The organism is Raineyella sp. W15-4 (assembly GCF_033170155.1).
Lineage (GTDB): Bacteria > Actinomycetota > Actinomycetes > Propionibacteriales > Propionibacteriaceae > Raineyella.
In genome coordinates, this window is the sequence record NZ_CP137079.1 from 3,367,175 (window position 1) to 3,385,557 (window position 18,383).

Annotated in this window: 12 protein-coding genes; 8 read left to right on the forward strand and 4 right to left on the reverse strand. The window is 72.2% G+C overall.

Annotated features, from left to right (window positions below; genetic code table 11):
* Window positions 1–38 precede the first annotated feature (38 nt).
* The gene (locus tag R0145_RS15635; RefSeq protein ID WP_317837810.1) at window positions 39–4,739 is read right to left on the reverse strand and encodes an ATP-dependent helicase; all 4,701 of its coding nucleotides are present in this window, start codon (window positions 4,737–4,739) and stop codon (window positions 39–41) included.
* Between the two features lie 40 nt (window positions 4,740–4,779).
* The gene (locus tag R0145_RS15640) at window positions 4,780–5,199 is read right to left on the reverse strand and encodes an HIT family protein (protein WP_317837811.1); all 420 of its coding nucleotides are present in this window, start codon (window positions 5,197–5,199) and stop codon (window positions 4,780–4,782) included.
* Window positions 5,200–5,315: 116 nt separating this feature from the next.
* On the opposite strand from R0145_RS15640, the gene R0145_RS15645 reads away from it, so the two are divergent.
* On the forward strand, window positions 5,316–7,880 hold the full coding sequence (locus tag R0145_RS15645; RefSeq protein WP_317837812.1) for a glycogen/starch/alpha-glucan phosphorylase: 2,565 nt from the start codon (window positions 5,316–5,318) through the stop codon (window positions 7,878–7,880).
* A 28-nt stretch (window positions 7,881–7,908) separates the two neighbouring features.
* Here R0145_RS15645 and R0145_RS15650 read toward each other — a convergent pair whose 3' ends face one another.
* Window positions 7,909–8,241, reverse strand: coding sequence for a NifB/NifX family molybdenum-iron cluster-binding protein (locus R0145_RS15650; protein WP_317837813.1), 333 nt, complete (start codon window positions 8,239–8,241; stop codon window positions 7,909–7,911).
* Window positions 8,242–8,332: 91 nt separating this feature from the next.
* Between R0145_RS15650 and R0145_RS15655 the strand changes: the two genes are divergently transcribed.
* Together R0145_RS15655 and R0145_RS15660 are read left to right on the forward strand one after the other, a co-directional pair.
* The gene (locus R0145_RS15655) at window positions 8,333–9,505 is read left to right on the forward strand and encodes an MFS transporter (protein ID WP_317837814.1); all 1,173 of its coding nucleotides are present in this window, start codon (window positions 8,333–8,335) and stop codon (window positions 9,503–9,505) included.
* Window positions 9,506–9,718: 213 nt separating this feature from the next.
* Window positions 9,719–10,000: an HU family DNA-binding protein gene (locus R0145_RS15660; protein ID WP_317837815.1), complete on the forward strand. Its 282-nt coding sequence runs from the start codon at window positions 9,719–9,721 to the stop codon at window positions 9,998–10,000.
* A 53-nt stretch (window positions 10,001–10,053) separates the two neighbouring features.
* Here R0145_RS15660 and R0145_RS15665 read toward each other — a convergent pair whose 3' ends face one another.
* Window positions 10,054–11,250 carry an MFS transporter gene (locus R0145_RS15665; protein WP_317837816.1) on the reverse strand — a complete coding sequence of 399 codons (1,197 nt, stop codon included), beginning with the start codon at window positions 11,248–11,250 and terminating at the stop codon, window positions 10,054–10,056.
* Between the two features lie 188 nt (window positions 11,251–11,438).
* Here R0145_RS15665 and R0145_RS15670 point away from each other — a divergent pair, with 188 nt between their 5' ends.
* The 5 genes from R0145_RS15670 to R0145_RS15690 all read left to right on the forward strand — a co-directional run bounded on the left by R0145_RS15670 (window position 11,439) and on the right by R0145_RS15690 (window position 18,383).
* Complete coding sequence (locus R0145_RS15670) at window positions 11,439–13,760, forward strand: carbon starvation CstA family protein (RefSeq protein ID WP_317837817.1); 2,322 nt, start codon at window positions 11,439–11,441, stop codon at window positions 13,758–13,760.
* Window positions 13,757–14,047 carry a YbdD/YjiX family protein gene (locus R0145_RS15675; protein ID WP_317837818.1) on the forward strand — a complete coding sequence of 97 codons (291 nt, stop codon included), beginning with the start codon at window positions 13,757–13,759 and terminating at the stop codon, window positions 14,045–14,047. The genes R0145_RS15670 and R0145_RS15675 overlap by 4 nt, the downstream gene beginning before the upstream one ends.
* 178 nt (window positions 14,048–14,225) lie before the next feature.
* The gene (locus R0145_RS15680; protein ID WP_317837819.1) at window positions 14,226–15,422 is read left to right on the forward strand and encodes an ROK family transcriptional regulator; all 1,197 of its coding nucleotides are present in this window, start codon (window positions 14,226–14,228) and stop codon (window positions 15,420–15,422) included.
* Window positions 15,423–15,480: 58 nt separating this feature from the next.
* Entirely contained in the window at window positions 15,481–16,506 is a 1,026-nt protein-coding gene (locus R0145_RS15685) for an ROK family glucokinase (RefSeq protein ID WP_317837821.1), read from the forward strand.
* A 182-nt stretch (window positions 16,507–16,688) separates the two neighbouring features.
* Window positions 16,689–18,383 (forward strand): NAD(P)-binding protein, encoded by a 1,695-nt coding sequence (locus R0145_RS15690; RefSeq protein ID WP_317837822.1) that lies wholly within the window; start codon window positions 16,689–16,691, stop codon window positions 18,381–18,383.

Below are 18,383 nucleotides of genomic sequence, written 5' to 3' on the forward strand. Positions count from 1 at the left end.
TCTCCGGCCGACGGGCGAGTTCCGCGAACCGGGCGGCGTCAGGTCCGGCGCAGCCGGACCGCCTTCGGCGAGGTGTAGGCGCCGGCCTCCACCAGCGCGGCCCGGACGGTGGCCGGTGCACCGGCCACCGCCATCGCCGGCTCGCCGTTCACCGTCTCGATCGAGAGCGTGTCGACGGCGCCGCGCTGCACCCCGGCGGCGAGGGCCGCAGCGGCCTCCGCCAGCCGCTGCCGGTCGTCGTCGAAGGCGAGCAGCGTACGTCCCCCGCGCTCCAGGAACAGCACCGGGGCCCCCGAGACCAGCACGACCAGGGCACCGGACCGCCGACCCGGCCGGGAGCCACCGGCGGCGCCGCCGGGGAGCTCGGGCCAGGCCAGCGCCGCACCGTACGGGTTGGACGGATCGGTCGCCGCCAGCAACACCGCGCCCGGCGCCTCGGCGCGGCGCAGCAGGTCGACGGTCCCGGCCTCGGCGAACTGCGCCGGTCCCAGGTCGGCGACGAAGTAGCCGCGCCGGCACCGGCCGTTCTCCTCCAGGGCGGTCAGCACCCGGTACAGCGCGGCGAATCCGCCGGCCAGCCCCTCCAGCTCCACCCCGCCCCGGGTGACCACGCCGTGCCGATCGAGCAGCAGCTGGGCGAGTTCGGTCGCCCGGACCGTGGCGTCCAGGGGCCGCGGACGGACCACCGACCATCTCCCCGGCAGCGGGGAGCGCGGCGCCATCGCCGGCGACCGCAGCCGCAACCGTCCCGGGCGCCCGGGACGACCCCGGGTCGGGGTGGACGGGGTGCGGTGCGTGCCCTGCCCGGCCCGCAGCATCGCCCGCACCGAGGTGTACGTGTCGGAGGTGACCAGCCCGGTCCAGGCCAGCGTGGTCACCGCCTCGGCGACGCCGGCGACCGTCAGGGGGGTCGGTTCTCCGTCCGGGCCCGGGGCGGCCGCGCCGGGGTCGCCCGGCTCCGGGGAACTCGGCACCGACGCCGGTCCGCGCTCCGCGTCCTGACGCTCGAGGGCCGCCAGGATCTCCTCGACCAGGAACGCCCCGCCGCGCTCCCGCAGCAGCCCGTGGATCCGCCGGGCCAGCGGGTCGGTGAGTGCCTCGGCGCGTTCCGCCAGGTCCTGGGGCAGGGTGAGGTCGCCGGCGTCGGCGAGGTGCAGGGTGAGCCAGCCGTCGCCGCCGGTGAGCGGGCCGTCGCCCACCCAGATCACCTCGCCGGAGGCCACCAGCCCGTCGAGCAGGCCGGGGCTCCAGTCGTCGAGGCGGGCGGGCAGCACCAGGGACTCCCAGGCGGAGGCGGGCAGCCGGATCCCGGCGAGCTGGTCGACCACGGCGAGGAGGCCCTCGGCACCGGAGAGCCGATTGCCGCCACCGACGTGCTGCCAGACCTGGAGGAAGGCGGCATAGCGGTCACCGGCGACCGGCCGGACCTGCGCCCGCAGCGCCGCCAGCGAGCGGCGGCGGACCACCCGGAGCACCTCGGCGTCGATGTACTGGGAGGAGGCGTACGCCTCCGGGGTGGCCGGCCGGCGCCGGAACTCGCCGGCCACGATCCGCCCCTCCTCGACCAGCCGGTGCACCGTACGCTGCACCACCGCGGGCCCCAGCCCCAGCGCCGCCGCCAGGTCCGGGACGACGAACGGCCCGTGGGTGCGGGCGAACCGGGCCACCAGATCCCCCACCGGATCGGCCACGGCGGCCAGGTGGGCGGCCGGGATCCCGACCGGCAGCACGGTCCCGAGCGCGTCCCGCAGCCGCGCGGCATCCTCCACCGCGGCGATCCGCGGCCGGCCGCCGACCCCGACCCGGATCGCCCGGCCGGCGTCCACCAACGCGGTGACGTATGCCGTGGCCGCCTCGACCATCTCGGCCACCTCACCGACCACGCCGGCACCGACCGCCACCGGGACGGCCCGGACGGCGATCTCGTCGGTGGTGAGCGGCCCGAGCAGCCGCAGCAGGTCCGCCACGCCCTCGACGCCGCGGAGCCGCCGATCATCCGCGGTGTGCTGGAGCTCGGCCTCGACCAGGTCGATCACCGCCGGGTCCAGCAGGTCCGCCAGCTCGGCGCTGCCCAGCAGCTCACCGAGCAGCTTCTGGTCCAGACCGAGCGCGGCGGCCCGCCGTTCGGCCAGCGGCACGTCCGCGTCGTAGAGGAACTGGCCGACGTAGCCCAGCAGCAGCGAGGCGGCGAACGGCGAGGGCTTCACCGTCTCTACCGGCACCATGGTGACCTCGCGGCGCTCGATCCGTGTCTGCAGGGTGCGCAGCGCCGGCAGGTCGTACGCGTCGAGGAGGACCTCCCGCAACGCCTCCAGCACGATCGGGAAGGCCGGATAGCGGGCCGCGACCCGGAGCAGCTGGGCGGACCGGTGCCGCTGCTGCCACAACGGTGACCGCTTCCCGGGGTCGCGGTGCGGCAGCAGCAGCGCCCGGGCCGCGCACTCCCGGAACCGGGCGGCGAACAGCGCCGAGTGCTCGGCCTCGGCGGTCACCGTCCGGACCAGCTCGTCGGGGTCGAAGCGGAACAGCGAGTCGTCGGGCGGGGTGGCGTCGGTCGCCGCGACCCGCAGCACGATGCCGTCGTCGGCGGCCATCACCTGGGGGTCGACGCCGTACCGTTCCCGGACCCGCCGGGCCACCGCCAGCGCCCAGGGCGCGTTGACCGGCTTGCCGTACGGGCTGTGGCAGACCACCCGCCAGTCGCCCAGCTCGTCACGGAACCGCTCGACCACCAGCCGGTCGTCGGCCGGCAGCACGCCGGTGGCCCGGCGCTGGTCGCGCAGGTAGTCCAGCAGGTTGTCCGCGGCCCAGGCGTCCAGACCGGCCTCGCGGAGCTCCCCGCGGACCGCCGGCTCCCCCGCGCCCGCGACCCGACCGTCGAGCTCCCGGACGTACGCCCCCATCGCCGCGCCGAGCACGGCCGGGCGCCCGTCGTCCTCGCCGTGCCAGAACGGCAGCCGGCCCGGGACCCCGGGTGCCGGCGACACCGCGACCCGGTCGGGGGTGATCTCCTCGATCCGCCAGCTGGTGGCGCCCAGCGCGATGATGTCGCCGACCCGGGACTCGAACACCATCTCCTCGTCGAGTTCGCCGACCCGGCGCGGGCCCCGCGACTCGTCCCCGGCCACCAGGTAGACCGGGTAGAGACCGCGGTCCGGGATGGTGCCGCCGCTGGTCACCGCCAGCCGCTGCGCTCCGGGCCGGCCGGTCAGCGTGCCGTGATCACGGTCCCAGACCAGCCGCGGGCGCAGCTCGGCGAACTCGTCGGAGGGGTAGCGGCCGGCCAGCAGGTCGAGGGTCGCCTCGAAGGCGCTGCGCGGCAGGTCGGTGAACGGGGCGGCCCGCCGGACGGTGGCCCACCACGCCTCCACGTCGATCGGTCCGAGGGCGCAGGCGGCGACGGTCTGCTGGGCGAGGATGTCCAGCGGCCCGGCGATGACGTGGATCGGTTCGATCGCACCGGCGATCATCCGCCGCCCGACCACGGCGGCGTGGACGAGATCGGCACGGTGGGTGGGGAAGATGATGCCCCGGGAGACCTCCCCGACCCGGTGCCCGGCGCGGCCGACCCGCTGCAGCCCGGAGGCGACCGAGAACGGGGCGGCCACCTGGATGACCAGGTCGATGGCGCCCATGTCGATGCCGAGCTCGAGCGAGCTGGTGGCCACCACGCAGCGCAGCCGGCCGGCCTTGAGGTCGGCCTCGATCCGGGCCCGCTGTTCCTTGGCGACCGACCCGTGGTGGGACCGGGCGAGCACCGGCGGGTCCTCGTCGTCACCGAGCTCGCCGGCGGCACGCAGCCGTTCGGCGTACAGCTCGTTCATCCGGGTGGTGATCTTCTCCGCGGAGCGCCGGGAGTTGGCGAACACCAGGGTGGAGCCGTGGGCCAGCACGAGATCGACCAGCCGCTCCTCGATGTCGGGCCAGATGGAGTGGATCCGCTCCGGGTCGTCGTCGGCCGTACGGTCCCGGGAGAGGTCGGCCAGGTCCGGCACCGGCACCGTGATGCTGAGGTCCCAGGCCTTGTCGGAGGGTGGGCAGACGATCTCGACCGGCGTTCCGCCGGCGAGGAAGCGGGCCACCTCCGCAGCCGGTTCGACGGTGGCGGACAGGCCGATCCGTTGCGCCGGCGCGGGCAGCAGGTCGTCGAGCCGCTCCAGGGAGAGCGCCAGGTGTGCGCCGCGCTTGGTGCCGGCGACGGCGTGGACCTCGTCGACGACCACCGTCCCGACGCCGGTGAGGGTGTCGCGGGCCGACGAGGTGAGCATCAGGTAGAGCGACTCGGGGGTGGTGATCAGGATGTCGGGCGGGTCGTGCACCAGCCGGCGGCGGTCGGCGGGCAGGGTGTCACCGGACCGTACGCCCACCCGGACCTCGCGGACCTCCTCACCACGTTCGGCGGCGACCCGGGCGATCCCGGCCAGGGGACGGCGCAGGTTGCGCTCGACGTCGACGCCGAGGGCCTTGAGCGGGGAGATGTAGAGGACCCGGGTGCGGGCCGGTGGCGGATCGTCCGCGGCGGGTGGCTCCAGCATCAGCCGGTCGATCGCCCACAGGAAGGCGGACAGCGTCTTGCCCGAGCCGGTCGGGGCGATCACCAGAGCATGGTGGCCGGAGCTGATCGCCCGCCAGGCGCCCTCCTGGGCAGCGGTCGGCCGCTGGAACTCGTCCTCGAACCACCGCCGGGTCGCGGGCGCGAACCGGTCGAGCGCGGAACCGGAACCGACGGGCACGGACATGGGATCCAGTGTGGCACCCGGCCCCGACAGCGGACCGGTCTCAGGCCGGGACGCACGCCCCGGCGCCGAGGGCCCGGAGCGCCGCACGCAACTCGGTGGCCGCGCGATCCATCTCCGCCTCGGGCACCTCGATCGCCCGCAGGGTGTAGCCCCCCATGTCGTCGGCGCCGAACACGTGGATGTGCAGGTGCGGCACCTCGAAGCCGGCGATCAGCAGGCCGGCCCGGGAGGCACCGGTGACCTCCACCATGGCCCGGCCGACGAGCTGCGACACCTCGGTGAGGTGGGCCCACAGCGCCGGATCGGCGTGGACCCACTGGTCGACCTCCTGGATCGGGACGACCAGGGTGTGCCCCCAGGCCACCGGCCCGATGGACAGGAAGGCGACCACGGTGTCGTCGCGGTAGACGAAGCGGCCGGGCAGTTCACCGTTGATGATGCGCGTGAAGACAGTTGCCATGGCCCGAGCCTACGGCGCCGGGGCTCCGGCGCCGTAGGCTGCGATCGACCGCGTCGGATGGAACGCCGTGTTCGTGTGGAACACGGATGCAATGCCGGATCCCTAGACTGCGGACCATGCCCGACCAGCTGCAGCAGACAACCGGCGGTACCACCCCGGCCGACGAGTCGCCCACGATCGATCACCGGGTGTACGGCCCGGCGTTCAAGCCCACGCACCCGTACGCCCTGGCGCCGGTCAAGTCGCCGCCGCACTCGGTCGACGGGTTCGTCCAGGCGTTCCTGGGCGAGCTGAACACGACCCAGGGGGTGGCGCTGTCGCACTCCAGCATCAACGACCAGTACCTGGCGCTGGCGGGCACGGTCCGCCAGTACCTGATGGCCCGCTGGCTGGAAACGAGCCGCAAGACGCACGAGGCCAAGGCGAAGACGGTCGGCTACCTCTCCGCGGAGTACCTGCTCGGCCGTCAGCTCGGCAACGCCCTGATGGCGTCCGATCTCAACGAGATCGCCGCGAAGGGTCTCCAGCAGTGCGGTATCGACCTGGCCACCCTGCGCAGCCAGGAGGTGGAGCCCGGCCTCGGCAACGGCGGCCTCGGGCGGCTCGCCGCGTGTTTCATCGACTCGCTCGCCACGATGAACGTGCCGTGCATCGGCTACGGCATCCGCTACGAGTACGGCATCTTCCGCCAGACCTTCGTGGACGGCCGCCAGGTCGAGCAGCCGGACACCTGGCTCGCGCTCGGCTCGCCGTGGGAGTTCCCGCATCCCGAGGAATCGGTGCAGGTGAACTTCGGCGGCTACACCGAGAAGAGCGTCGACGCGGACGGCCGCGAGCGGACCAGCTGGGTGCCCGCCTGGAACGTGCTCGGCGTGCCGTACAACTACATGGTCCCCGGCTACCTCAACGGCCGGGTCAACCCGCTGCGGCTGTGGAGCGCGCAGGCCACGAAGGCCTTCGACCTGTCGATCTTCAACTCCGGCGACTACGCCGAGGCGGTCCGGGCCCAGACCTTCGCCGAGAACATCTCCAAGGTGCTCTACCCCGAGGACTCCACCCCGCAGGGCAAGGAGCTGCGCCTCCAGCAGCAGTACTTCTTCGTCGCCTGCTCGCTGCGCGACTTCATCGACCACGAGCTGGAGGAGGGCTTCGACCTCCACGACCTGCCCGACCGGATCATCTTCCAGCTCAACGACACCCACCCGGTGATCGCGGTGCCGGAGCTGATGCGGATCCTGATCGACGAGCGCGGCTTCGGCTGGGAGGAGGCCTGGCAGGTCACCCACCGATGTTTCGCCTACACCTGCCACACGCTGCTGCCGGAGGCGCTGGAGGTGTGGTCGACCGACCTGCTCGGCCGGCTGCTCCCCCGCCACCTGGAGATCATCTACGGCATCAACGAGCGCTTCCTCGCCGAGGTCCGTGAGGCCTTCCCGGGTGACGAGCTGCGCGTCGGGCGGATGTCGATCATCACCGAGTACCCCGACCGGGGCGTCCGGATGGCCCACCTGGCCACCGTCGCCGCGACCAAGGTCAACGGTGTCGCCGAACTGCACAGCCAGCTGCTGCGCGACAAGGTGCTGCCGGACTTCTCCGCGCTGTGGCCGGAGCGGTTCACCAACGTCACCAACGGCGTCACGCCGCGCCGATTCGTCAAGATGGCCAACCCCAAGCTGTCCGAGGTGATCAGCGACGCGATCGGTTCCGGCTGGGTCACCGACCTGGAGCGCCTGGACGAGCTCGAGACGTACGCCCTGGACGAGGACTTCCTGGCCGCCTTCCGCGAGGCCAAGGACTGGAACAAGCACCGGTTGACCACTCTCCTGCGCAGCCGCGACGAGATCGACCTGCCCGACGATCACCTGCTCGACGTGATGGTCAAGCGCCTGCACGAGTACAAGCGCCAGACCCTGAAGCTGCTGCACGTCGTGTCGCTCTACGAGCAGGTGCTCTCCGGCAAGCTGGCGGCCGCCGACCTGACGCCGCGCACCGTGGTGTTCGGCGCGAAGGCCGCCCCCGGCTACCGGATGGCGAAGGACATCATCCACCTGATCAACAAGGTGGCCCGGACCATCAACGCCGACCGCCGCCTCGAGGGGCGGCTCAAGATCGCCTTCCCGGCGAACTACAACGTCACCCTCGCCGAGAAGCTGATCCCGGCTGCGGACCTGTCCGAGCAGATCTCCCTGGCCGGGATGGAGGCCTCCGGCACCGGCAACATGAAGTTCGCCCTCAACGGTGCCCTGACGATCGGCACCGACGACGGCGCGAACGTGGAGATCCGCCGGCTGGTCGGCGACGAGAACTTCTTCCTGTTCGGGATGACCGAGCCGGAGGTCTCCGCGCTCGGTGCTCGCGGCTACGACCCGGGCGAGTACTACCAGGCCAACGAGCAGCTGAAGGCCGCGATCGACCTGATCAACGCGGGCACCTTCAGTGACGGTGACCGCGGCATGTTCGACTCGGTGACCATGTCACTGACCCAGAACGACCGGTTCATGGCGCTGGCCGACTTCCAGGCGTACGTCGACGCCCAGGCGAAGGTCGAGGAGAAGTACGCCGACACGCAGGCGTGGACCCGCTCCGCGGTGCTCAACGTCGCCCGCTGCGGCTACTTCAGCTCCGACCGTTCGATGCGGGACTACATCCGCAACATCTGGCACACCCAGCCGATGCTCTGAGCCGCCAGGGAGTCGGGCTGCCGGTGGGTCAGCGGGTGGTGACCGCCTGACCCACCGCCTCCCGGGCATCGGCGGCGCGGGCGGGGATCACCGGGATGCCCATCTTGCCCAGGGTGTGCAGCATGCCCTGCCCCATGTGGTCGACCACCACCGCCTCGACGGCGTTCTCCCGGAGGAACCGGACGATCCGGGCGTGGTGGGAGCCCTCGGTGCCCTGGTCGTGGGCGACGTCCCAGCCGACCTGGTGCACCACCCAGTCGGTGATCCGACCGGCGTCGACGGTGGCGACCGCCACCATCGGCGCCCGCCCCCAGCGGGGCTCGACCTGACCGTCGGAGGTGACCGGGATCGCGATGTTCATGGCTCCACTCTAGTGACGGTCCGCCCGGTGACGGTCCGCGCAGCCGGATGACTCCCTGGCCATCCGGCGGGAGGACGCTAGCCTGACGGCTATGTCCTCGCCGAGCCGCCACCGCCGTCCCCGCCTCTGGCCGTTGTACGCCGGGGGGTTCCTCGGGCCGTTCGGCGGTGCGGTGACGAACACGATGCTCCCGGAGCTGGCGCACGGCCTGGGCACCGATCTGACCTCGGCGTCCGCGGCGGTGACCTGGTACATGCTGCCGTTCTGTTTCACCCTGCTGGTCTCCGGATCGCTCGCCCAACGGTGGGGACGGGGTCGTACGATCCGCGGCGGGTACGCCGTCTACCTGGTGGCGTCGGTGGTCTGCATCCTCGCCCAGAACCTTCCCGCCGCCGCGACGGTGCCGGTGTTCATGGCGGGTCGGGCGGTCCAGGGCATCGGCAACGCCTTCACCACCCCGGTGCTGGTGTCGCTGCTGAGCGAGTTCGTCCCCGCCGAACGGCTCGGCCGGTCGCTGGGCGTCTTCGCCTCCATGCAGGCGGCGGGCCAGGCATTCAGCCCACTGGTCGGCGGTGTGGCCGCCGACACCGACTATCGGTTCGCCTTCGTGGTCACCGGCGTCGCCGCGCTGGTGCTGGGCCTGGTGACCCCGTCCGGGCAGGCGGGCAGCGGCCGGGCCGGGGCGCCGACGAACTGGCGGGCGCTGGCCAACCCCCGGGTGGCGCAGTCCTCGACGATCGCCTTCGCCGCGCAGCTGAGCGCCACCGGGGTGACCGTACTGGCGGCGTTGATCGCCACCGACCGGTTCGGGCTCTCGCCGACCGCCCGGGGCCTGGTGGTGGCGTTCTACGGTGTCGCCGGCCTGGTCAGCGGCAACCTCGCCGGGCGGCTCGCGGACACCTGGGGGATCCGTCGGTTCGGCATCCTCTCGCTGCTCCTGCTGGGGATCGCGATGGCGCTGACCGGCCTCGTCCCCTGGCTCGCCCTGTTGGTGCTACTGGTGGGTGCCATCGGTGCCGCCGGCACGGCCAGCCGGATCCTCACCAACACCCTGGCGCTGCGCAGCACGCCGGAGAACGCCGGCGGGGCCACCTCGGTGACGATGGCGGTCCAGTTCCTCGGCTCGGCGGTGGTCCCGGTGCTGCTCCCGCTGTACGCGGTCACCCCGCTGCTGGCCACCGCGACCGCCGGCGGGGTCTCCGCCCTCGGCGCCCTGGTCGCCGCCCTCCCGGTGCGTCCGGCCCGGCCGGGATCGGGCCGCTGATCGCCGTCCGACCCCCTCCGGACGCCCCCGAACCGGCCGATGAGCCGTCGAACCCCCTCAGATCGGCGTGTCTGCGCGGTTTTTCATTGCAGAGGCCCCCGCCGGTCACTAGCATCCTGCGTTGTTACGACATGTGCGTTGTGTCGATGCGCAGCGCCGAACCGTGCCGGGGTCGTCCACGACCGCGTCACGGACCATCACTGAAGGAGACACATGAACCGCACCGAACTCGTGGCCGCCGTCGCCGAGCGCGCCGGACTGTCCAAGGAAGACGCCAACCGCGCCATCACCGCCCTCGACGACGTCCTCCAGGAGGCCGCCCGCGGGGGGCAGAAGGTCCAGATCCCCGGCCTGCTGACCCTCGAGGTCGTCGATCGCGCCGCCCGCAGCGGCCGCAACCCCCGCACCGGCGAGACCATGGAGATCGCCGCCAAGCGGGCCGTCCGGCTCACCCCGGGCGCCGCGCTGAAGCGCGCCGCCAACGGCGAGGAGTGACCCTCCCGGGCGTCACGACCGGCGCCCGCCCCTGATCCACGGGCGGGCGTCGGTCAGACCGTCCGCCGCCGCAGGGTCGGCGCCGCCGCCAGGGCCACCACCAGGGCCAGCGCGGCGCCGGTCAGCGTCACCCCGAAACCGCCCGCGGACCCGGCGCGGTCCAGGCCGACGCCGGCAAGGCTCGACCCCAGGGACACCCCGGCGTTGATCGACGTGGCGACCCAGGCGAACCCCTCGGTGACCCGTTCGGCCGGCACCAGGTGCTGCACCAGTGTCTGCCCGGCGACGAAGGTCGGTGACAGCGTCAGCCCGGTCAGGAACATCAACAGGGCCAGCATCTCGATCGAGGTCGCGAAGAAGAACGACCCCGCGCCCAGGCCGATCAGCACCGTCCCGGCGGCGAAGTGCTGCCAGGGTGCCCCGCGCCAGCGGCGGGCGCCGTAGACGAGCCCGGCAACGAACGAGCCGAGGGAGAACACCAGCAGCGCCGGCCCCGCCGCGGACGGCCGGCCCAGCTCCTTGGCGTACGCCACTGTGGACACGTCCACCCCGCCGAAGACGATCCCCAGCATCAGGTACGCCGCGAAGACCAGCCACAGCACCCGGATCCGCAGCAACGACCCGGTGCCGGCGCCCCGGACCGGGGTCCCGGTGGCCGGCGGTTCGGTCTCCCGTTGGGCCAGGAAGGCCCAGCCGCCGAGGATCTGGACGCTCGCGGCGAGGACCAGCGGCAGCCAGGCGGCGACCGCGGTCGCCAGCCCGGTGGCCAGCACCGGCCCCACCATGAAGGCGATCTCGTCCAGCGCCGCCTCCATCGCGAACGCGGTGTGCAGCTGCCCGGCATTGCGGGCCACATGGGTCCACCGGGCCCGGACCAGCGTGGGCATCGAGCCCTGCGCCCCACCGGCGACGACCGCCAGCACGACCAGCACCGCACCCGGGGCGTGGTGGGCGGCGGCGTACGCCACTCCCAGTCCGGCCAGCCCGGAGAGGGTGACCGCGGGCAGCATCACCCGGGACTGTCCGTGCCGGTCCACGGCACGGGAGAGCTGTGGCGCCCCGACCGCGACCGCGAGCACGTACGCCGCTGTGGTGGCGCCGCCGAGGGCATAGGATCCATAACCGGAAGAAATCAGTATGACCATCGCCAGACCGGTCATACCGATCGGAAGGCGGGCCATCACACCCGCCAGGGAGAACCGCCACGCACCGGGTAGGCCTAGGACTTCTCGGTATCGCTTGAGCACCATGACATGGTGCCACCGCGGCGATTCGCCCCTCCGGTGACCTCCCCGCCGGCCCCGGTCACCCCCGGGGTCCGTACGACGCGGCGATCCCGCGGACCTCCGGGAGGTGTCTGCATCCCACCAGCCTTTCCCTTCCGCGTCATCGCCGCGCCACCGTGGCCGCGGTGTCCCCGACGACGACAGGAGCCGTCATGTCCGCCACCCGCGACGCGGGTCAGAAGCTGAAGACCGACCCGTCCCTGCCCCCGGTCGCGGTGATCGAACCGCCCGGCATCTCGACCGGGCAGAAGATCCTCTTCACCGCCCTCGGCATCGTCGGCGCGATCGCCTGGTACTTCATCGCCACCCTGCGCGGCGAGCAGGTGAGCGCGGTGTGGTTCGTGCTCGCCGCGGTCTGTACCTACCTGATCTTCCTGCGCTTCTACGCGAAGCTGATCGAGCGCAGGATCCACCGGCCGGACGACACCCGGGCGACGCCGGCCGAGGAGTTCGCCAACGGCCGCGACTTCGAACCCACCAACCGGGCGGTCCTCTTCGGCCACCACTTCGCCGCCATCGCCGGCGCGGGCCCGCTGGTCGGCCCGGTCCTCGCGGCCCAGATGGGCTACCTGCCGGGGACGATCTGGATCATCGTCGGGGTGGTCCTCGCCGGCGCCGTCCAGGACTACATGGTGCTGCACCTCTCGATCCGGCGGAACGGCCGGTCGCTCGGCCAGATGGCCCGCGACGAGCTGGGCACCGTCGGCGGCTGGTTCGCCATCGTCGGCGTGCTCACCATCATGATCATCCTGATCGCGGTGCTCGCGATCGTCATCATCGGTGCGCTGGCGTCCTCCCCGTGGGGTGTCTTCTCCATCGCGATGACCATCCCGATCGCCTTCCTGATGGGCCTCTACATGCGCTACCTGCGGCCCGGCAAGGTCGGCGAGGCCTCGGTGATCGGCGTGGTGCTGCTCGTCCTGGCGATCGCCGGCGGGTCGCTGGTGAACACCCACCCGGTCCTCGCCCAGATCTTCACCCTGACCCCGGTCCAGCTGGCGTACGCCATCGCCATCTACGGCTTCCTCGCGGCGATCCTGCCGGTGTGGCTGCTGCTCGCCCCGCGCGACTACCTGTCGACGTTCATGAAGGTCGGCACCATCGTCTTCCTGGCACTGGCGATCCTGATCGTCCGGCCGGTGATGTCGATGCCGGCGGTCACCCACTTCGCCCTGGACGGCACCGGCCCGGCCTTCGCCGGCAACCTGTTCCCGTTCCTCTTCATCACCATCGCCTGCGGCGCGCTGTCCGGCTTCCACTCGCTGATCTCCTCGGGCACCACGCCGAAGATGATCCAGAAGGAGTCGCAGGCGCGGATCATCGGCTACGGCGGCATGCTCACCGAGTCGTTCGTGGCGATCTCCGCGCTGATCACCGCAGCGGTGATCGACCAGCACCTCTATTTCGGGATGAACGCGCCGCTCGGCCTGACCGGCGGCACCCCGGCGACCGCCGCCGCGTACACGAACGGCCTGCATCTGGTCACCGGCGCCGGTGCGTCGCTGCCCGACGCGTCCCCGGACCTGTTCGCGCAGGCAGCCGCCGAGGTCGGTGAGAAGACGATCATCTCCCGGACCGGTGGCGCCCCGACGCTCGCCTTCGGGATGGCGCACATCCTCAGCCAGATCCCCGTCGTGGGCGCGGCGAAGGCCTTCTGGTACCACTTCGCGGTGATGTTCGAGGCGCTGTTCATCCTCACCACGGTCGACGCCGGCACCCGGGTGGCGCGCTTCATGCTCTCCGACTCGCTGGCCAACATCCCCGGCTGGCGGAAGTTCCGCGATCCGTCCTGGCGGCCGGGGGCGTGGATCTGCACCGCCCTGGTGGTGCTGGGCTGGGGTTCCATCGTGGTGATGGGCGTCACCGACCCGTTGGGCGGGATCAACATGCTGTTCCCGCTGTTCGGCATCGCCAACCAGCTGCTCGCCGCGATCGCGCTCACCGTCGTCTTCGTCGTGGTGATGAAGAAGGGCCTGTTCCGCTGGGCCTGGATCCCCGCCCTGCCGCTGCTGTGGGACCTGTTCATCACGATGTGGGCGTCCTGGCAGAAGATCTTCTCCGCCAACCCGTCGCTCGGCTACTGGGCGCTGAACGCCGCCGCCCGCGCCGCGAAGACGAAGGGCGCGCAGACCTTCTCCACCGCGAAGAGCCCGCACGAGATCGACATGGTGATCCGCAACACCGCCGTCCAGGGCTCCCTGTCGATCCTGTACGCGGTGCTGGTGCTGATCGTCTTCGTCATCGGGGTGGCCATCGCCGTCCGGGCCGTCCGGCGGGGCGGCCTGCCCGACGCCGAAGCCGAGGGGGTGCCGTCGCGGATCTTCGCTCCGGCCGGCTTCGTGCCCACCGCCCTGGAGAAGGAGGTGCTGGCCGAGTGGCAGGCCGCCGGCATCAACCCGTACGGTGACGATCGGCTGCCCGGGATGCACCACGCCAGCCAGCAGGAGACGATCCAGGAGGAGAACGAACTGTGACCCGATCCCGGCCCGCCTCCGGCACCGGGCGCTTCGCCATCGCGGCGGAGCCGGCCCGGGGAGACGGCTCCGCGCCGACCCACCGACCCGAGGACGGCGACGTGGTGCAGCGCGCCTGGCGCGGCACCGTCGCGGTGGTCCGGGGGCTGGCCGGGCTGGACAGGTACGACCGCTACGTCAACCACCAGCTGCGGGCCCATCCCGACGAGCCGATGCTGACCGAGGCGGAGTTCTGGCGCTGCGCCTGGGAGGCCGAGGGCCTCAACCCCGCGGCCCGCTGCTGCTGACCTCCGCCGTCCCAGCCGCCCAGCCTCCGGCTGCCGCGGGGCCGAAGCCGAAGACACCGACGGACCCCGGCAATGACCGGCCGTTCCCCGCCACCGCCTGGATGTTACCGCTATCACCTATCCCCGCACGGACCGCCCGCCCCTGTCGTGCGAAGATTGTCCGTGGTTTACTTTCTGTATGTCGTCGACCAATGAAGGTTCTGCGGACAGTTACGGTCCCGGTGGCTCACAGTCGGCCCTGCGCAGCGCCAACGAGGCCAGGGTGCTGGAGACCCTGCGCAGCCGAGGGGCGCTGACCCAGGCCGAGCTGGCGCGGCGGACGTCACTGGCCCCCTCCACCGTCTCGAAGATCGTGCACACCCTGCTCGAGGCGGGCGTGGTGGACATGGAGACGGACAAACAGGGCCGGCGCGGTCAACTGGTCGCCCTGTCCTCGTCCGCCGGGCTGGTGGTCGGGATCGACATGGGCCGTGACCACGTCCATGTCGCGCTGGCGAACCTGGCGCACGAGGTGGTGGCCGAGCAGCACCGTACGCTCCCTCAGGGGCACTCGATGCCCACCGGATTCGGCGCCGCCGACGACATCCTCGCCCTGCTGCTCGACGGGCTCGGTGTGACCCGCAGCCGGGTGGTCGGCGCCTGCCTGTCGATCCCCGCCCCGGTCGACGCGGACGGAGTGATCACCGCCACCGCCCTGATGCCCGGATGGAACGACGTGAACCTGGCCACCGCCGCCGAGCAGGCGCTCGGGCTACCGGTGCTGGTCGAGAACGACGCCAACCTCGGTGCCCTCGGCGAGGCCACCTGGGGGGCGGGACGAGACATCCGCAACATGGTCTATCTCAAGCTGGCCAACGGCATCGGCGCCGGCCTGATCCTCAACGGGGAGATCTTCCGCGGCGCCACCGGGACGGCCGGCGAGATCGGCCACACCACGGTGGTCGAGAACGGTGCCGTCTGCCAGTGCGGCAACCGCGGCTGCCTGGAGACGGTGGCCAACTCCCCGCACGTGATCGGCCTGCTCGCCCCCACCCACGGCCGGCTGAGCATCCCGCGGATCGTCGAGCTCGCCCGCGCGGGCGACCCCGGCTGCCGGCGGGTGCTCGGCGACACCGGCCGGGTGGCCGGCCTGGCCGTCGCGAACCTCTGCAACATCGTCAACCCGCAGCGACTCATCGTCGGCGGTGAGCTGTCCGCCGCCGAGGACCTGCTGCTGGGCCCGATGCGGCAGTCCGTACGCCTCAACGGCATCCCCGGCGCCGTCCGCTCCCTGGAGATCGTCCGGGCCGAACTCGGCGCCCGGGCGCACGTGCTCGGCGCCGTGGCGTACGCCCTGGCCCACGTCACCCCCGAGGCGCTCACCGCCACCCACTGATCCCCCGGGCCGCCGGCAGCAGCGGCGGCCGACCACCACCGACCGCCAGGAGACACCGATGCCCACCCTGCCGCAGCCCGCTCCCCACGTCGCCCCGCCAGGGCCGGCGACCTCCCCGCACCGGCCGGCACCCGCGGAGTCCCGGCCGACGATCGGGGTGGATGTCGGCGGCACCAAGATCGCCGCTGGACTCGTCGACGCCACCGGCCGGATCCTGGCCACCGTCCGCCGCCCCACCCCGGCCGAGGACAGTGCCCGGGTCGCGACGACGATCGCCGAGGTGGTCACCGACCTCGCCGCCGGCCACGACGTCGAGGCGATCGGCATCGGGGCGGCCGGGTTCGTCGACGCGACCCGGTCGACCGTACTGTTCGCCCCGAACCTCGCCTGGCGCGACGAACCGCTGCGCCGCAAGGTCGAGGAGCGGTGCGGACTGCCGGTCGTGGTGGAGAACGATGCCAACGCGGCGGCCTGGGGGGAGTTCCGGCTCGGCGCCGCCCGGGACGTCAGCTCCGCCGTGGTGATCACCGTGGGCACCGGCATCGGCGGTGGGGTGATCCTCGACGACCGGCTGGTGCGGGGCACCCACGGCGTCGCCGCCGAGATCGGTCACATCAAGGTCGTCCGACGCGGCCGGCGGTGCGGCTGCGGCCAGCGCGGCTGCCTGGAGAGCTATGCGAGCGGGCGGGCGCTGGTCCGCGAGGCCCGGGAGATCGCGACCACCTCCCCGCACGACGGCGCCCGACTGCTCGAGCTCGCCGGCGGCCACCCGGAGGACATCACCGGCCCGCACGTGACCCAGGCGGCCCAGGAGGGCGACCCGGCGGCGCTGGAGTGCTTCGAGCAGGTCGGCTGGTGGCTCGGCAGCGGGATGGCCGATCTGGCCGCGGTGCTGGACCCGGCGATCTTCGTCATCGCCGGCGGTGTCAGCGAGAGCGGCGACCTGCTGCTCGCACCGGCCCGCAGGGCGTTCGAGTCCACCCTCTCCGCCGGCGCCTTCCGGCCGGTCGCGGAGATCCGGCGGGCCACCCTGGGTAACGAGGCGGGCATCATCGGCGCCGCCGACCTGGCCCGGACCCGCTGACCTGTGCCGCATCGTGAGAGGGACCGCGAGGAGAGATCCGCCACAGTGAAACACTGACTACTACGTTCACCGTACGTCTCTGCACGGGTCCGGACCGCCCCGGAGCGGTCCGGCGACTCCCCGACCACCGGCCCCCACCCCTGGGGGACAAGACGTACGACAGTCAGTAGTAATCTGACCCCATGCAGAGCCGCAAGGACGTCACCAAGCTCCCCGACCTCGGCGCTACGCAAGGACGGGTCACCCCCCAGCGAACTCGCCGACCGGTCTATGTGGACCTGCTCCCCCCGTGCAACGCGGGGTGCCCCGCCGGCGAGAACATCCAGAACTGGCTGTATCTGATCAAGCAGGATCGGGCGTACGACGCCTGGCGCCAGCTGACGGACGACAACCCCTTCCCGGCCATCCATGGCCGGGTGTGTTACCACCCGTGCGAGGTCGCCTGCAACCGGGCGGAGCTGGACCAATCAGTCTCGATCCACGCCGTCGAGCGTTATCTCGGCGACCTGGCGATCGACCAGCACTGGGCCTTCGACAAGCCCAGCCATCCCAGTGGCAAGAAGGTGCTGGTGATCGGTGCGGGCCCGTCGGGGCTCTCCGCCGCCTATCACCTGGCCCGGCTCGGCCACCGGGTCGAGATCCGCGACGCCTCCGACAAGCCCGGCGGGATGATGCGCTGGGGCATCCCGGAGTATCGGCTGCCGCGCGACGTCCTGGACGCCGAGATCGACCGGCTGGTCGACCTGGGTGTCACGATCAGCTGCAGCCACCCGGTACACGACCTGGCCCTGGAGATGGCGGAGGGCGAGTTCGACGCCTGCTTCATCGCCATCGGCGCCCACCTGTCCAAGAAGGTCGACATCCCGGCCCAGGACACCTCGAAGATGGTCGACGCGGTCTCCTTCCTGCGCGACGTCGCCGGTGGTGAACGGCCGCTGATCGGCCGGAAGGTGGCCGTCTACGGCGGCGGCAACACCGCCATGGACGCCGCCCGGACGGCCCGCCGGCTCGGCGCCGACGAGACCACGATCATCTACCGCCGCACCCGTGAGCAGATGCCGGCCCACGCCGACGAGGCGGAGGCCGCCGAACGCGAGGGCGTCCGGATCAACTGGCTGCAGACCATCACCGAGGTCGGCGAGGACCTCACCGTCGAGATCATGGAGCTCGACACCGACGGGCGGCCCCGGGGCACCGGCCGGTTCGAGAAGCTCGACGCCGACACGGTGATCATGGCCGTCGGCCAGAAGCCCGACACCGGCTTCCTGCACAACATCCACGGCCTGCGGTTCGAGGACGACACCCTGCAGGTCGACCCGAAGACGCTGATGTCCGACGTCCCCGGCATCTTCGCCGGCGGCGACGCGGTGCCCTCGGAGCGTACGGTCACCGTCGGCACCGGCCACGGCAAGCGGGCCGCCCACAACATCGACATGTTCCTCACCCAGGGGCAGGTCGCCGAGGCCCCCAAGCACCCGACGGCGACCTTCGACAAGCTCAACCTGTGGTATTTCCGCGACAGCGACTCCCAGCGCACCCAGCCGGAGCTCGATGCGGAGACCCGGCTGTCCGACTTCGGCGAGATCGTCGGCGGGCTGACCCCCGACCAGGCGATGTTCGAGGCCCAGCGCTGCCTGTCCTGCGGCAACTGCTTCGAGTGCAACGGCTGCCTGGGTGCCTGCCCCGAGGACGCCGTGATCCGGCTCGGCAAGGGCCACCGTTACCGCTTCGACTACGACAAGTGCACGGGCTGCGCCACCTGCTACGAGCAGTGCCCGGTCCATGCGATCGAGATGGTCCCCGAGGGTGTCGCCCTGCCGCCCGACCTGGCGGCCGCCGCACAGTCCCACGAGGCCTCGACCAGGATTGGACTCTGA

What these genes read in the sequence shown, in the direction of transcription:
- R0145_RS15635 (WP_317837810.1), bottom strand. Translation starts at nt 4,739, where the DNA reads ATGTCCGTGCCCGTCGGTTCCGGTTCCGCGCTCGACCGGTTCGCGCCC.
- R0145_RS15640 (WP_317837811.1), bottom strand. Translation starts at nt 5,199, where the DNA reads ATGGCAACTGTCTTCACGCGCATCATCAACGGTGAACTGCCCGGCCGC.
- R0145_RS15645 (WP_317837812.1), top strand. Translation starts at nt 5,316, where the DNA reads ATGCCCGACCAGCTGCAGCAGACAACCGGCGGTACCACCCCGGCCGAC.
- R0145_RS15650 (WP_317837813.1), bottom strand. Translation starts at nt 8,241, where the DNA reads ATGAACATCGCGATCCCGGTCACCTCCGACGGTCAGGTCGAGCCCCGC.
- R0145_RS15655 (WP_317837814.1), top strand. Translation starts at nt 8,333, where the DNA reads ATGTCCTCGCCGAGCCGCCACCGCCGTCCCCGCCTCTGGCCGTTGTAC.
- R0145_RS15660 (WP_317837815.1), top strand. Translation starts at nt 9,719, where the DNA reads ATGAACCGCACCGAACTCGTGGCCGCCGTCGCCGAGCGCGCCGGACTG.
- R0145_RS15665 (WP_317837816.1), bottom strand. Translation starts at nt 11,250, where the DNA reads ATGGTGCTCAAGCGATACCGAGAAGTCCTAGGCCTACCCGGTGCGTGG.
- R0145_RS15670 (WP_317837817.1), top strand. Translation starts at nt 11,439, where the DNA reads ATGTCCGCCACCCGCGACGCGGGTCAGAAGCTGAAGACCGACCCGTCC.
- R0145_RS15680 (WP_317837819.1), top strand. Translation starts at nt 14,226, where the DNA reads ATGTCGTCGACCAATGAAGGTTCTGCGGACAGTTACGGTCCCGGTGGC.
- R0145_RS15685 (WP_317837821.1), top strand. Translation starts at nt 15,481, where the DNA reads ATGCCCACCCTGCCGCAGCCCGCTCCCCACGTCGCCCCGCCAGGGCCG.
- R0145_RS15690 (WP_317837822.1), top strand. Translation starts at nt 16,689, where the DNA reads ATGCAGAGCCGCAAGGACGTCACCAAGCTCCCCGACCTCGGCGCTACG.